13 protein-coding genes are annotated in these 14,489 nt (G+C 40.7%); 5 read left to right on the plus strand and 8 right to left on the minus strand.

Translation table 11 applies throughout. From position 1 onward, the window contains the following. Window positions 1-172: 172 nt before the first annotated feature. The gene (locus D0T84_RS12280) at window positions 173-727 is read right to left on the minus strand and encodes an NAD(P)H-dependent oxidoreductase (RefSeq protein WP_163308170.1); all 555 of its coding nucleotides are present in this window, start codon (window positions 725-727) and stop codon (window positions 173-175) included. 279 nt (window positions 728-1,006) lie between these two features. On the opposite strand from D0T84_RS12280, the gene D0T84_RS12285 reads away from it, so the two are divergent. Then, window positions 1,007-1,774, plus strand: a complete 768-nt coding sequence (locus D0T84_RS12285) for a hypothetical protein (protein ID WP_163308171.1) — start codon at window positions 1,007-1,009, stop codon at window positions 1,772-1,774. Window positions 1,775-1,866: 92 nt separating this feature from the next. Here D0T84_RS12285 and gltA read toward each other — a convergent pair whose 3' ends face one another. The 4 genes from gltA to ybeY form a co-directional block, all read right to left on the minus strand. After that, window positions 1,867-3,348, minus strand: a complete 1,482-nt coding sequence (gltA, locus tag D0T84_RS12290) for an NADPH-dependent glutamate synthase (protein WP_163308172.1) — start codon at window positions 3,346-3,348, stop codon at window positions 1,867-1,869. Between the two features lie 140 nt (window positions 3,349-3,488). After that, window positions 3,489-4,271 carry a sulfide/dihydroorotate dehydrogenase-like FAD/NAD-binding protein gene (locus tag D0T84_RS12295; protein ID WP_163308173.1) on the minus strand — a complete coding sequence of 261 codons (783 nt, stop codon included), beginning with the start codon at window positions 4,269-4,271 and terminating at the stop codon, window positions 3,489-3,491. Beyond that, window positions 4,271-5,194, minus strand: coding sequence for a putative sulfate exporter family transporter (locus tag D0T84_RS12300; protein ID WP_163308174.1), 924 nt, complete (start codon window positions 5,192-5,194; stop codon window positions 4,271-4,273). The genes D0T84_RS12295 and D0T84_RS12300 overlap by 1 nt, the downstream gene beginning before the upstream one ends. Window positions 5,195-5,199: 5 nt before the next feature. Then, window positions 5,200-5,619, minus strand: coding sequence for an rRNA maturation RNase YbeY (gene ybeY / locus D0T84_RS12305; RefSeq protein ID WP_163308175.1), 420 nt, complete (start codon window positions 5,617-5,619; stop codon window positions 5,200-5,202). A 390-nt stretch (window positions 5,620-6,009) separates the two neighbouring features. Here ybeY and D0T84_RS12310 point away from each other — a divergent pair, with 390 nt between their 5' ends. From D0T84_RS12310 to D0T84_RS12320, 4 genes are all read left to right on the plus strand, one after another. Continuing rightward, window positions 6,010-7,236 carry a carboxypeptidase-like regulatory domain-containing protein gene (locus D0T84_RS12310; protein WP_163308176.1) on the plus strand — a complete coding sequence of 409 codons (1,227 nt, stop codon included), beginning with the start codon at window positions 6,010-6,012 and terminating at the stop codon, window positions 7,234-7,236. Window positions 7,237-7,590: 354 nt separating this feature from the next. After that, window positions 7,591-7,749, plus strand: coding sequence for a hypothetical protein (locus tag D0T84_RS22440; RefSeq protein WP_185155733.1), 159 nt, complete (start codon window positions 7,591-7,593; stop codon window positions 7,747-7,749). Between the two features lie 549 nt (window positions 7,750-8,298). Next, window positions 8,299-8,859, plus strand: a complete 561-nt coding sequence (locus D0T84_RS12315) for a LysM domain-containing protein (RefSeq protein ID WP_163308177.1) — start codon at window positions 8,299-8,301, stop codon at window positions 8,857-8,859. Window positions 8,860-9,622: 763 nt separating this feature from the next. Then, entirely contained in the window at window positions 9,623-11,482 is a 1,860-nt protein-coding gene (locus tag D0T84_RS12320) for a DUF4139 domain-containing protein (RefSeq protein ID WP_163308178.1), read from the plus strand. Between the two features lie 49 nt (window positions 11,483-11,531). Here D0T84_RS12320 and D0T84_RS12325 read toward each other — a convergent pair whose 3' ends face one another. The 3 genes from D0T84_RS12325 to D0T84_RS12335 are packed head-to-tail and all read right to left on the minus strand — an operon-like array spanning window position 11,532 to window position 13,963. Further along, window positions 11,532-11,990, minus strand: a complete 459-nt coding sequence (locus tag D0T84_RS12325) for a DUF3788 family protein (RefSeq protein ID WP_163308179.1) — start codon at window positions 11,988-11,990, stop codon at window positions 11,532-11,534. A gap of 38 nt (window positions 11,991-12,028) precedes the next feature. Then, window positions 12,029-13,219 (minus strand): MFS transporter, encoded by a 1,191-nt coding sequence (locus D0T84_RS12330; RefSeq protein ID WP_163308191.1) that lies wholly within the window; start codon window positions 13,217-13,219, stop codon window positions 12,029-12,031. 18 nt (window positions 13,220-13,237) lie between these two features. Continuing rightward, window positions 13,238-13,963 carry a hypothetical protein gene (locus D0T84_RS12335; RefSeq protein ID WP_163308180.1) on the minus strand — a complete coding sequence of 242 codons (726 nt, stop codon included), beginning with the start codon at window positions 13,961-13,963 and terminating at the stop codon, window positions 13,238-13,240. Window positions 13,964-14,489 lie beyond the last annotated feature (526 nt).

The following is a 14,489-nucleotide window of genomic DNA, read 5'->3' on the forward strand; positions in this document are numbered from 1 at the left end:
AGCACTCTTTCTTACTTTTTCCTTTCTAATTATTACAAAGAATACTCCAATTAGATAATTATTACAGGATAAAATGCAAAGTCCTATTTGATCGGGAATAAAAAAAGTAGTTTATGTAATCCACAAACTACTTTTCTTATTTTAATATAATATTTTGGCTATCACGTAACCATTACCATATCTCCTGAGAGGTCTGTATATATTGATTTACAATATTCTTGTATTGCTCAACACCGATGGAAATATTTTTTGCCGAATTGGGCGTACCCACACCATACACTACCAAAGGGGTTTTCCACACCATGCCCGCATATGTAAATCCGGCCTGATAAGGACGTAATAGTTCATCTACGGTAAAGCCTATTTTTCCTCCGGCCCTGTATGACTCCTGGCTCCATCCGGTTGTAGTTACCACCATGCAAGGTTTTCCTGAAACGGCAGGTGTTTTAGCCAGCGTATTCAATACTGCGTCTTGCCACTCCTTGAGCTTAGCCGGTGCCGACATCCAGTAAAAAGGGAACTGGAATATAACAAATGAAGCCTTCGTCATTATGTTGGCCCATTCTGTTACACTATATTCCTTTCCGCCATACAGATTAAATAAAAGCACATCGGCAGGATTATAAACAGCTTCAAGCAACTGTTTATTAGCCTCGGATTCGTCAAGGCCGGGATGTGCCAGCAATAGAACTACTTTGCTCCTTTCATTAATGTTTTCAAGTTCCATATTATATTCATGTTGATTGTGAAATTCTCTTTTGACAAATGTACATTATTTCTTTATATTTTATGATGATTTTTTCAGAACATTGTTAAAAATACACAAAAAAAAGTAATTGGTGATTAATCGAATGGTTGTGATTTTCACTTATCTTTACTGCTTGTATGCCCGGATATAATTGTACTCAAAGAAGAGGGGGAAACATATATTTTTACATAGATGCAACATTAATTCCTGATATTGCATCATTAACATAAGAAGCTAACTTAACTAAATAAAAAACGAATGAAAAAATTACCTTTTCTGACACTACTGATTGGTATTATATTTTGCTCCTGTGATGATAAGGACGAAAAAAAAACTTACCCTCTTACTTTCGAAAAAGATTATTACGAAGCAAGGATTGGACTTATTGAATATATAACTATTCGTTCGGGGAATCAGGATTATACTGTTACTGTTGAAGATAATGATATCCTGACAGCGTCTCCTGCCATTGTTGAAGGATATCCGGCTTCGGGAGATATAAAAATATATGGGAAAAAGAAAGGGAAAACAGTTGTTCAGGTAACAGATAATCTGACCGGCGACAGAGTTAAACTAGAGGTGAAAATAACAGATACTTATATTGCTAATAAGTTATCGAGTAGTGAACATCCGTTGTTTGACGGGAGTTATTGTTTTTACCTTATTAAAAATGAAGACAAAGACTTCTATATTTTTTCAATGAATCAAACACAAGATAAGCTTACTCTAATGAAAAAGGGGAATTACAATTTTTCGGTCGAAAATAATACTCCTTATCTTTCCTTTAGCTATACAGATTTAACAAATGGTGATATGACTTATAAGTTTAATATGGGAGAAACACTAGGTAGCACCCTTGTGATACTGAACGCCTTTTACGAACTTGGTTGGGATGATAAAAAGGACGATCTGAAAATGTCTTCGTCTCCTGTTTATACTTTGAGTTTGAAAGATGAAAATACGAATAAGGGAGCTGATTGTGTATTATTCCCTTCCCTACTGATGCCGGAGGGAATACTTGACTAACCGGTTCCGGATTCTTTACGCTAAACTTGACCATAAAAGAGGAGGGAGCATCAGGCAATGAACCCGATGCTCCCTCCTTTTATAATAAATCCTTATAGATTGCTTTCTTTCAGCGCCTTATCCATCGCAGCCGCGGCTTTGCGTCCGTCTCCCATGGCAAGGATCACAGTGGCGCCACCACGTACGATATCGCCTCCGGCGTATACATCCGGCAGGTCAGACTGCATCGTGTCCTGGTTGACGATGATAGTTCCCCATTTAGATACCTGAAGCCCTTTGAAGGTAGAAGGAATCAACGGATTAGGAGATACACCCACGCTGACAATTACCTGGTCTACATCGAACCATTCGGTAGCCCCTTCGATAGGTACAGGCTTGCGGCGTCCCGAAGCATCCGGCTCGCCCAGTTCCATTTTTTGCAGAAGCATACGCTGAACGCGTCCGTTTTCATCTCCTTCATATTTAAGAGGATTATGTAGTGTGTGGAATATTATTCCTTCTTCCTTAGCATGTTTTACCTCCTCTATACGTGCCGGCATTTCTTCTTCCGAGCGGCGGTAGACGATATATGCTTTCTCCGCTCCAAGCCTTTTGGCCGTACGTACAGCATCCATCGCTGTATTTCCGGCTCCGATAACGGCTACTTTCTTACCCATCTGTACAGGAGTGTCGCTCTCAGGATTAGAGGCGTCCATCAGGTTGACGCGGGTAAGGAACTCATTACATGACATTACTCCGATAAGGTTCTCTCCCGGTATATTCATAAAGTTAGGCAGCCCCGCGCCACTGGCAGCGAATATGCCTTTAAATCCTTCGTCCAGCAACTCTTCACGCGTAATGGTCTTACCTACGATGCAGTTGTTGACAAACTTAACTCCCATATTGCGGAGTACATTTATCTCAACATCTACAATCTCGTTTGGAAGGCGGAATTCTGGTATACCATATTTCAGTACACCTCCGATTTCGTGCAGTGCTTCGAATACAGTTACATCATAGCCCAACTTTGCCATATCTCCGGCAAAAGCTAAACCAGCAGGACCTGAACCTACAGCAGCTATCTTGATGCCATTAGACGGGGCAAGTTGCGGTACGGCAATCTGCCCGCTTTCGCGTTCATAGTCGGCAGCAAAGCGTTCCAGATAACCGATAGCCACCGGTTCTTTTTTCATCTTTTGTATGTAGATACACTTTGCCTCGCACTGCTTTTCCTGTGGGCATACACGTCCGCAAACAGCAGGCAGGGCGCTTGTTTCCTTCAGCACTTTGGCTGCTTCGAGAAATTCGCCACGCTCTATGTTTTTTATAAAAGACGGGATTTGTATTCCTACCGGGCATCCTTCCATGCAAGTAGGGTTGACGCAGTCGAGGCAGCGTGCAGCTTCATACACAGCCTGCTCGGCTGACAAGCCCAAGTTTACTTCTTCCTTCAATGAATGACTCCGGTATTCGGCGTCTAGTTCAGGCATGTGTACCCGTGCACGTTCTCCACGTTCTTTGGCTTTCATGTTTTTACGGAGTTCGTCTCTCCACGGTTCACTTCTGCGTGCCTGTATATATTCTTGTTCGGTCATATTTTTGAGCCCCTTCCACCTCCCCAAGGAGAGGTTACTGAGAGGATATTTTTATTGGTTAATAATTGTTTTACTTCTCACTTTCATTTATTCTCTTGCTGTAGTTACCCTAAGCCTCCCCCAAGGGGAATTGGGAAGGGCTAATTATATGCTTTCAATCTCATCAGCATTTCATCGAAGTCTACTTCGTGTGCATTAAACTCAGGCCCGTCGACACAGACGAATTTCGTTTTTCCGCCTACCGTAACACGGCATGCGCCACACATCCCTGTTCCGTCCACCATGATGGTGTTCAGCGAGGCCATTGTAGGTATGTTGTATTTCTGTGTCAGCAACGAAACGAATTTCATCATAATAGCAGGGCCGATGGTTACACACAGGTCTACCTTTTCACGGTTGATTACCATTTCGATTCCGTTTGTTATCAACCCTTTGTGCCCGTACGAGCCGTCATCGGTCATTACGATCACTTCGTCCGAATATTCGGCAACTTGTTTTTCAAGTATTACCAAATCTTTGTTGCGCGCAGCAAGGACAGATATAACCCTGTTGCCTGCTCTTTTCATCGCTTCTATAATCGGAAGCATGGGGGCAATACCCACACCACCTCCGGCACAGATAACAGTTCCATAATTTTCGATATGTGTAGCCTGTCCCAGCGGTCCCACTACATCGGTAATGTAATCGCCTACATTCAGGTCACAAATTTTTTTCGAAGAAGCTCCTACAGCCTGAATAACAATAGTGATAGTTCCTTTGTTAAGGTCGGATGCAGCAATGGTTAAAGGTATGCGCTCGCCTTTTTCGCCGACACGTACAATGACGAAGTGTCCGGCTTTGCGGCTTCTTGCGATAAGAGGTGCTTCAACCTCAAACTTGACTACGTTTTCAGAGAAATACTCTTTGTCTACAATTTTATTCATCAAAACATTAGTTTAATCCAGTATAAAGATAATATAGCTATTACAAACCAGAGAATAATACCCAGAAGAAAAGTGTTAAGGCCTGTTTTTTTCACTTCTTCGAGGTTGATAGAGGCTCCTATAAAGAACAGGGAAACCATCATTCCTTTTTTGCCGAGCCAGCTAAGGTGTCCGTTTGTTTCGGCCATGCCGGGAATATAATTCCCAATGATAATGGCGACAACAAACAGGAAAATAAACCACGGTATACTTATTTTTGAGGTTTTATTTTTATTAAAAAAAGCTATACATAACGCTAGCGGAATAATCCAAAGCGTACGCGTCAGCTTTACTGTAGTCCCTACTTGCAGAGCCTGTTCGCCATAAGCGGAACATGCGCCCACAACAGAACTGGTGTCGTGAATGGCAATAGCTGCCCAGTATCCGAAATGAATCTGATCCATTTGCAGCAAGTGCCCTATAACCGGGAATATAAATAACCCGACTGCATTCAGCACAAATATCACAGCAAGAGAAAAACTGATCTCGTTGTTCTTAGCCCCCAATACTGGCGCAACCGCAGCAATGGCACTGCCTCCGCAGATTGCCGTTCCGCTGGAAATGAGCATGGTCGTATTTTTACCGACTTTCAGTAACCGCCCTAATCCGATACCGGCCAAAACGGTTACCACAACCGACACTATAGTAATCATAAAACCGGTTTTGCCGGTCTGGATGACATCGTGTACCGACATCGAGAATCCCATACATACGATGGATGCCTGCAACAGATACTTGGTCAGCTTACCCGTTTTTGCGACTTCTTCCCCCTTGTAAAAAACAGCGAGCAAAATACCCAGGAACAAAGCCAGAGGTGCCGAAAAAAACGGAAAAAGGCAAAGGACAGGTACTATATAGTATAATTTACCGAGATACTTTTGCACGACTTTTATACCTCCAACATTTTTAATGCCTTGTTTTCACATTCGGTCATATATTCTCTTTCGCCGGGGCCTTTATCGTTGATGCCACACAAGTGGAGTACCCCATGTATAATAATACGATGAAGTTCTTCATTATAATCCGTTTTAAACTTTTCCGAATTGCTTTTTACGGTATCCGTACTGATAAATATATCGCCCGAAATGGTTTTATTTTCGCTATAGTCGAAGGTTATTATATCTGTATAATAATCATGTTGCAGGTACTGATTATTTACCTCCAGAATCTTTTTATCCGAGCAGAAAACAAAAGCAATATCGCCAACCTTCCTGTCATAAGAGGCGGCAACCAGTTTTATCCAGTTCGTAGTTTCTCGTTTTTTTATAGCAGGAAATTTCACTTCCTCAGCCTGATATAGTATGGCCATGATAGCTATAGATAGTTTTATGGTTTAGCCTATTTATTAAAAAATGCTATATAATATAGATTTTTAATAATTGAGGGACAAAGGTACAAAAATAGAATGTACATTTACCGAATTGGGGGCTAAAAGATGTGAATTTGTTTTAGTTAAATACTTTTTACTGTCTGTTTGTTATGAAAATGTATATTCTGATTAAAAATAGTGTTCCGGATAAGATGGCTCCGGTTATTGCCGCACATACCTCTCAGTCTTGTTCCTTGGGGAATTCCGTGTGAGGTATGGAATGACAGGCTTTTGCCTCCTCTCAACGAGAAGTTTTTTAGGGTGTGAACACCTGGATATGTTAATAAATAAGCGTATATTTCCTGCTTAAATACCAACAAACTTTATTATATGAGAAATGCAGTATTGTTATTCCTTCTGGTCTTTACTCCTGTCTGTTTCTATGCGCAGGCTCCGATACAGGGTACAGTGATTGATAAAGACAGTAGGAAACCTGTTTCTGATGTCATCGTGCAATATGGTGCTACTTCCCGCGATTATTACAACACCGATAATAATGGGAAATATACAATCCCTGCAACCAGCGAAGACGTTATTCACTTTCAGTGTATCGGCTATAGGGCTAAATCCATACCAAGAAGTACACTCGCTTCCAACCCTGTTGTCACATTAGAGTTAAATCCTGTGTCACTCAACCCGATTGTGATCAGTCCGGGCGATGCCGACGCTCTACTTGATGAGGCTATGGAAAACACGAAGAGGAAACTCTTACTGGATCTTCATCTGGGCTATCTCCTGCACTTTCTGCAAACAAAAACAACTGATACGTTGCAGAATGAAATATATATGAAATATACGACTACGCTCAGTGAAAAAGATCTGAAAAAGAATATAAAGAAAGAGCGGGTGCCTTATGTGTTCAATATTATAGATATAAAGCGGATGCAAAGAACCGAAACCCCTACTTCGGAACTGTACGGGGCGGAGTATCACGCGTCACACCTTTTCACTTTCGGCAAAAGTGTGAATAACGAGACAACACGCTCTTTTACATCCGACAGTTCTCTCATTATTTTGCAGATAGAGCCGCTCGAAGGCCGCGACGGATGGGCAAGAGGGGAAATACTGATAAACAAGGACGACATGACAATCGCCTCTATGGAAATAGAATCGATCGACTCCGTCCTGGCCGACCAGCCATACAAGAGATATATGGGAAAACAAATCAAAATAATGCGGAAAGTAGGACGGTTCTCATTCAAAAAGGTGGCCGGCAAGTACTATATGTCGGATTGCTATACATTCTACCGCTTCCGTGCAATTGACGAGTTTGGTAAAGAGGAAGAAATTTCCTACTTCTGCGATGTGGAATTTAAAGGTTTTGTAGAGAAGAAACAGCTAAGAAAAAGAAGGCTGAGCGGTTTCTGTCAGGAGTTATTTTATTTTCCTGATTCTACTACCAAGGAATTCTGGAATCAGGACTTCGATCAGGATCTTGAAACATATTATCAGGGTTCGGGCATCGCTGGAAACAAGAAGAAACCTGTAGGCAAAAAAATACTCAACGTAGCCATGTTTGCCGTGCCTGTAGCCCTTATTGCAATTCTGGTCAAGTGATGAATGCTGACTTCTTGTATAAAAGCATAGAGGAACTTTGCAAAGAGGTACATAATTATGATGATTATGGGGAGCAATTCAGCAAAGGATGGGATCTGATCGCCCGTTTTTAAGGAAGAGGGTGGAGACCGGAAAGAAGCTTATGATACGATTCATCGTTTACATTTGAAATATATGGAAAAGGATGAAGATGAGCAAAAGATGAATCTGGTGGATGATTTACTTGATTGTATTTATCCCTATATCGGAAATAAAGAGTTGTGGATATGGTAATTGTTATAAATTATCAGAATGATGTGAGCAAAATGGCAGCTTACTTTGTTGTATAACAATAACACATTAAAAGTAAAGAATATGGAAGACTATGAATATGAACCAATAAGTGAAAAGCAAGTCCTTGAACTGAAAGCATTGAAGCGTAAGAACAGAAGAAGGAATGCATTCTGGCTATTGATGGGAATGCAGGTGGGTTCCCTGATTATTTCCTATTATCTGGGACGATCACATAAATAAGTGGATAATTTGCCTGGATCATCAGGTTTATATAAGGTTTGTTTGTATTTTATCGCTACGGCCCTTTAGCCGTAATTATTGGTACATATAAAGGACTTTAGTCAGAATCTTATTGACTGGAGTCTTTTTTTATTTGCTTTTTGGCCTGTATATACATTTACCTTTATTATTTATTCACAATACATGTGCTTTTATTACATATTTGCGCCCAAAACACAAAAAAGTCTTTTTAGATTGATTCTAATGTATTATTTTCGTTATGCAAATTACTTGGAAGAGAATATAAACATACAACTAGCACGCAATTTTACCAACTGATTCTTATTAGTCAGTTTATTTTTATCTAATGAAGAGATTATATAACTAACTACAAAACCGGAAAAGACAAAGTAATAAAGACAACAGGTACAAAAAATAAAAAACAAGCATCTTAATTTAATTTTTACTATCTCTTAAATATTATTACCGCCTTTTACAAGATAGTATTAATATTAATAGGGCGATCGTCTCCCTACTACAGGTCCAGTAGTTTACTAAATAACATCCAACATGAAACTAAAACAATTCTTCCTCACATTAATGCTAATAACCGGTTATACCGGCTATCTGTGTGCACAGCAAGTATCTGCCATTCAACAACCAATAATAACAGATGGCATTATCACTCATATTGTAGCCTCGGGCGAAACCATTCACGCTATTGCTGCCACATACCACACTTCGGTGCAAGAAGTGTACAAGTTAAATCCCGAAGCACGGCGGGGAATTATAGCTGGCGACAGGCTCTCGCTCCGGCATAAACCTCTTACAGGATACAACCACCACCTTATCGAGACAAATGAAACCCTGTATTCTGTTTCAAAAGCTTATAAAGTATCGGTGAATGACGTAAAAGAGGCAAATCCGGGTCTGGACGAAAAAACATTCCATATAGGTAAGACTATCAAAATTCCTGTTTTTGGAGATAAAACGTATGTGGTAAAGGAGGGTGAGACCATTTATGATGTCGCTGTGGCGAATAATGTATCCGTAGAAAAACTTATTGCAATCAACCCTGTTTTGATGAGGGAAAGAGTAAAAGACAATATGATACTGGTCATACCTCATTAATAGCTTTAGAAACTGTTTAAATTTTATACGAATATTTTATTATATCTTTTTCTTCGTTCATTTTTAGTCTGTTTTTGGCTCTTTTTTCCTTTCTCTCAACTCAAATAGCCCGCTATTATCGTTTCAAGAAAGAAAAAAACATCTCTAAAACATCTCTAAAAATTGGAACGAATAAAATTTAAACAGTTTCTTATTTTTCTGTTTATTTGAAATTCATAAAATTATAAACAATTGAGTAGTAGAACTCATCTTAATTTTTTCAACACAGACTAAAAAGTGGAGACGACTTCGTAATATAAAATACTAAAAAACTTATAAAGTCTTGTTCAGATATTTTACTAAAAGAGGAACAATCCTCCCGTAAAACAGAATCTGCGGATTATTCCAATCCGCAGATTTTATTTATATAGATTCGTTCTTTCATTTGATGTGTTTACCAACTCACAAGCAACTTTTACACATTCTGCCAGAAATGTTATAATATAAATCGATACATTTGAAAAAGAAAGACTAAGAGCCTGTTTCAATTTTAGCGAAAATTTTTATTACAGGTTCTGGTCAATAGTTCTTAGCAATTTTTTTTATGCTCTTTTTAGCGTCTATTTGGCTCCGCCGATTTTCAATTCCCTTTTTACTCTTGGTTTAGCCCGCTAATTAGCTCCGCTGACCGTTGGTTCGGCTAGCAAAAATGATAAAATCCATCTAAAAATAGCTATAAAAAAGATTTGCTATAAAATGTAAACAGACTCTAAAAATAAATCTTATGAAAACAAAACTACTGAGTTTAACAGCTTTGTTATTATGCTTCTCATATAGTGCCTTTGCGCAGGATAAGAAAACAGTGAAGTCAAAGCTGAATGACGCTACCGTATTTTTTCAGGGAGCGGAACTGACACATTCGGCATCGTATGCATTGACCAAAGGAGAAAATGAAATTTATATTGAGGGACTGAGCCCCAATATTGACAAGAACAGCCTGAAAATAAAAACCTCAAATGGGGTTATTGTTTCAGCTTATGAGTTTTCCGTTGACTTCCTTGCCGAAAGTAAATCGGCAAGCCCTGTTACCAAAAAGCTACAGGATTCAATTGATTTTTACCGGAAAAAGCTGGAGCAGGTGAATACCGATATAAATATTACAACAAACCTGATAGCACTGCTGCAAAAGGGTACGGATAAAAACGTAGCCGGTTCGGAGAAAGGGCTGGGAATAGATGAACTGGTGAAAACGATGGATTACTATAAAACAAAATCGGCAGAACTGCAGGCTACACAATCAGCGAACAACAAGAAAAAAAGCGATTGTGACATTGCTATAGCACGCCTGAACAAACAACTGAGCCAGGAATCCCTGAAAAACAATAAGACTTCGGGTATCCTTAAGCTGAACCTATCCTCCCCTTTGGCAAACACTTGCGGTTTCACAATCTCTTATTATACATCCGCGGCCAATTGGGTGCCTTTTTACGATGTAAATATAGAATCGACAGATAAGCCTATAAAAATGATAGCCAAGTCGAAAGTCCGCCAGACTACCGGGCTCGATTGGGAAAAAGTCAGCCTTACCCTGTCTACTGCCACCCCCAGCAATGGAAAGGTTGCTCCATTGTTCAGCGCATGGTTCCTCGAAAACTACAGGCCTCAGCCACGTATAAATAGCAGCATGATTCAGAACAGTTATTCATATAAAGATAGTCCGGCAATGATGCTCGAGGGACGTGTTGCGGGTGTACAAATAAAAAAGGCTGACGAACAACTGGGAGCGGCCAATAATATTAAAATCAGAGGCGAGTCTTCGGTCACTGGATCTCAAACTCCTTTGTATATATTAAATGGCGAGCCTGTAGATGCAGATTATTTCCAATCCATCGACCCGAATGCCATTGAAAATATAGAAGTGCTGAAAGATGCCTCAGCCACCTCTATCTATGGTGCGCGTGCCTCAAACGGAGTTATATTAGTTACGCTGAAAAGCAGTATGGACGACTTTGTTACCCAAACGGAAAATGAACTGAATATGGTTTACGATATCGATATGCCATATACGATACCGGGTAACGGGAAAGAACAAACAATCGACCTGCAAACCAAAGAAACTCCGGCGGAATATAAGTATTACTGCGCCCCAAGGCTCGATACCGAGACATACTTACTGGCCGAAATATCAAATTGGGAAAGGTTGAACCTGTTGAGTGGAAAAGCCAATATTACATACGATGGCACTTATGTGGGCGAATCGTTCATCGATGCACGCTCTACGCACGAAAAACTAACCCTTACCCTTGGCACAGATAAACGCGTGCCTGTGAAGCGCGAAAAGATGCAGGATTACAGCAGCACCAAATTCTTAGGAAATGATGTCAAGCAGGTCTTTACCTATAAGCTGACTGTGAAGAACAACCAGAATAAGCCTGTAAAGATGGTATTGAAAGACCAGTATCCGATTTCTACACAGAAGAATATAGAAGTGGAACTAATAACCAAAGATACCACCCCCTGGACAGCCAATAAAGAAGATGTAGGCGTTATCACATGGGAAGAAGAACTAAAAGCCGGGGAAACGAAAGTCTATCAGATCAGTTATAGTGTAAAATATCCGAAAGGAAGTAACCTGAACTTATAGGAATTATTCAAACTGTCATTGTGGGCTTGTTCTGCAATGACAGTCCTTTTCAGGCATTCCGGTTCTCTTTCTTTATCGACTTCTTAATCATTATCATCTTTGCCAGATCGGGCAAAAGGGTTTCATCTTTTATCGTTATCAGCATCCATCTGCCATCGTGAAGCTGTGGTGTATTATCAAAAATTTCCGTAAAGTAAGCATCGAACGATTCCCGTTGAGCATTGAATAGAATGACTTCCTTTTTGCCGTAAATAAGGATAATTGAGAAAGCGTTCTTTTCGGGGAAAATAGACACTAATGTCTTTCCGTTTTTACGGTATCGCAGCATCACGCCAAATTTTTTCCCTCCAAAATAGATTTCCTGCTCAAAATTATAGTTATTATCAAGGAATTCAAGTAATGTATCGAAAGCTTTTACAGCCTTCTTCGACTTGATGAATTTCCGGATTTCTGCTATATCCGGCAACGGTTCTTCACGGTAAATTCTTTCAGGTATTTGTGTTTCCATCTGGGTATTTATCTTAATAATAGTTGCAAAGATAACTATTATTCTTTGTATTTCTGCTTGTTACATATTAATAAATGTATAATCAGACATAGAATAACAAAGGATATGCCTGTAACAACAACTCCACCCCAGCCGTATGCACCCCACGCCTTGCCGCCAATCAAAGTGCCGACCGAGCCTCCGACAAAATAGGAAACCATATAGACGGTATTCAGGCGGTTCGAAGCTTCGGGATGTGAAGAGAATACGATTGTTTGGTTGGTAACATGCATAGCTTGTAGCCCCATATCCAGAATTAGGATACCCGCGATTAATCCGGCATACGAACTTCCACCTACGCCAAATATCGTCCACGAAAGGATCATCAGGAAGATAGCTATGGCTATCAGTTTGTTTTTATCCACTTTACCCGAAGCATGTCCCACAAGAGAAGCTGCCAAAGCCCCGGCTATACCGAATAACCCCAGTGAACCGGCGACGTCGCTTCCTTGAAAAAATGGTGCCTGTTCGAGCCTGAAAGTTAGCGTCGTCCAGAATACGGAAAATGAAGCAAAGCCTAAAGCGCCTCTCAGCGATGCCAGCCGCAGGCTGGGAATATCTTTGGTATATCGCACGATAGAGCGCATCAACTGCCCGTAAGTGCCATCAAAAGTCGGTTTCATATTCGGCAGCAGCCATGCGATAAGAACTCCCATCACAACCATAAATCCGGCAGCGATAAAGAATACGCTTCTCCAACCCAGCCAGTCTCCTACTAATCCGCTAAATACCCGTGAGGCAAGTATTCCTATCAGCAATCCGCTCATCACGATCCCTACATTCCGCCCTTTCTCTTCGGGTTTTGACAACTGGGCGGCTATGGGAACAAATATCTGAGGGACTACAGACGTTAATCCTATAAAGAAACTTGCCACAATCATTACAATCAGTGATTTGCTCAGTGCAAACACGAGCAATGAGAGCAGGATGAATACAAAGTCGATAAGGATAATCTTCTTGCGCCGGAACATATCTCCCAACGGAATGATAAGCAGCAGTCCGGCGGCATAGCCTATCTGGGTAAACATGGCGACTTTACTTGTTGCCGACTCCGATTGCCCAAACTCTCTGGCAATCATGCCCAACAACGGCTGATTGTAATAATTGTTGGCAACGACAAGTCCTGCTCCGATTGCCATCAACCAGAGTGTTCCCTTCGATAAAAACTGTTTATTTCCTTCTTCGGGCATTAACATTTAGATCTACTTTTATTCAGAATAAGGTATGTTTAGTATCCAGTTTCGCACCATTTCCCTGTCTAATATTTTACCTATAACCCTGTACTTTGAGTCATTCAAGGGATTGCGTCCAATCAGGGGTTCGGACATTACACCTATTTGCGGCCTGTAGTAGTTCGCATGCACAAAGGACATTTTACTGCTGGTATAATAAATATACCCTACATGCGAGTCGAGTCCAACGATATACAGTCCCTTCCCTTTGGCTTCGATATAGTCTATAACGTCTTTCATCGGCTTTTGTTGAAAGCGTTTGATGTCGGTTGTCACTTTCTTTATCATATACTCGGATGCTTGTTGCGCCCATTTTATACGCGGGATATTGAATCCCATATCACGCAAAGTTGTTGTCACAAAGTATCCGCAGGCGATGCTGCCCTCTTTCGGTGTCTGGCTATGTCCATGAAAAGTCCACGGGGTATTGTACCATGACCGGAAGAAATCATCGGAGACGGCTAGCAGGTATTGCTGTGCCTCTGCCAGTATGCTGTCCTGTTTTTGCTTGCCGCTTTTATTATAAAGTTCCCTGAATGTATTCCTTTTTTCCAAAGCATCTTTCTTTATGTCCGGATAGGGTTTTAATTTTTCAACGTTATCATTCCCTTGTTTTTCTTCTACAGACGCTTTCTCCTGTGACTTGGTATGGCAGGAAAAGAAGAAAAACAAACAGAGGATTATATAATATTGAAAATGCATATAGTCAGTTTTTGTGTAAGTTTATAAATAGATTCTGTTTACATTCTGTATTTTCGGCTCTTTTAATTCAAAAGTAATAAAAACTGCACAAATATATATTGTGTTTCATTACATTAAGTAATGGAAAGTATTTATTGCAACATTAGGTGTCTAACCCTTCCCTCTTTGGGGACTTCAATTACATTAGTCGTTTTACATACGTTTCGCTCCTGTGAACGTTGTTTGTCGTGACTCGGCATAATATGAATTTTTAATTCAGTTCTGCTCTCGCTACTCAAAACGTTCTTTTATTTTTTACATAAAAGCTATCCTAGGCTAAATACTTTAGTTGTAGCTCTCTACTGCCGCGCCCTCCCGGGCTTGTCCTTCCTTTTGGCATTGCCCAAAAGGAAGCAAAAGGCTAGTGCTTTGTCCCTCGGCGACCCACCAACGGCTGGCCGGCTAAACGGGACGAAACTCGCCTGCGGCTCGGACAACATCCCGTTTCACGCCGCCTGCACCGGGTGGGTGCCCCGCCTGCGGAACA

The organism is Dysgonomonas sp. 521 (genome assembly GCF_010501055.1).
Classification (GTDB): domain Bacteria; phylum Bacteroidota; class Bacteroidia; order Bacteroidales; family Dysgonomonadaceae; genus Dysgonomonas.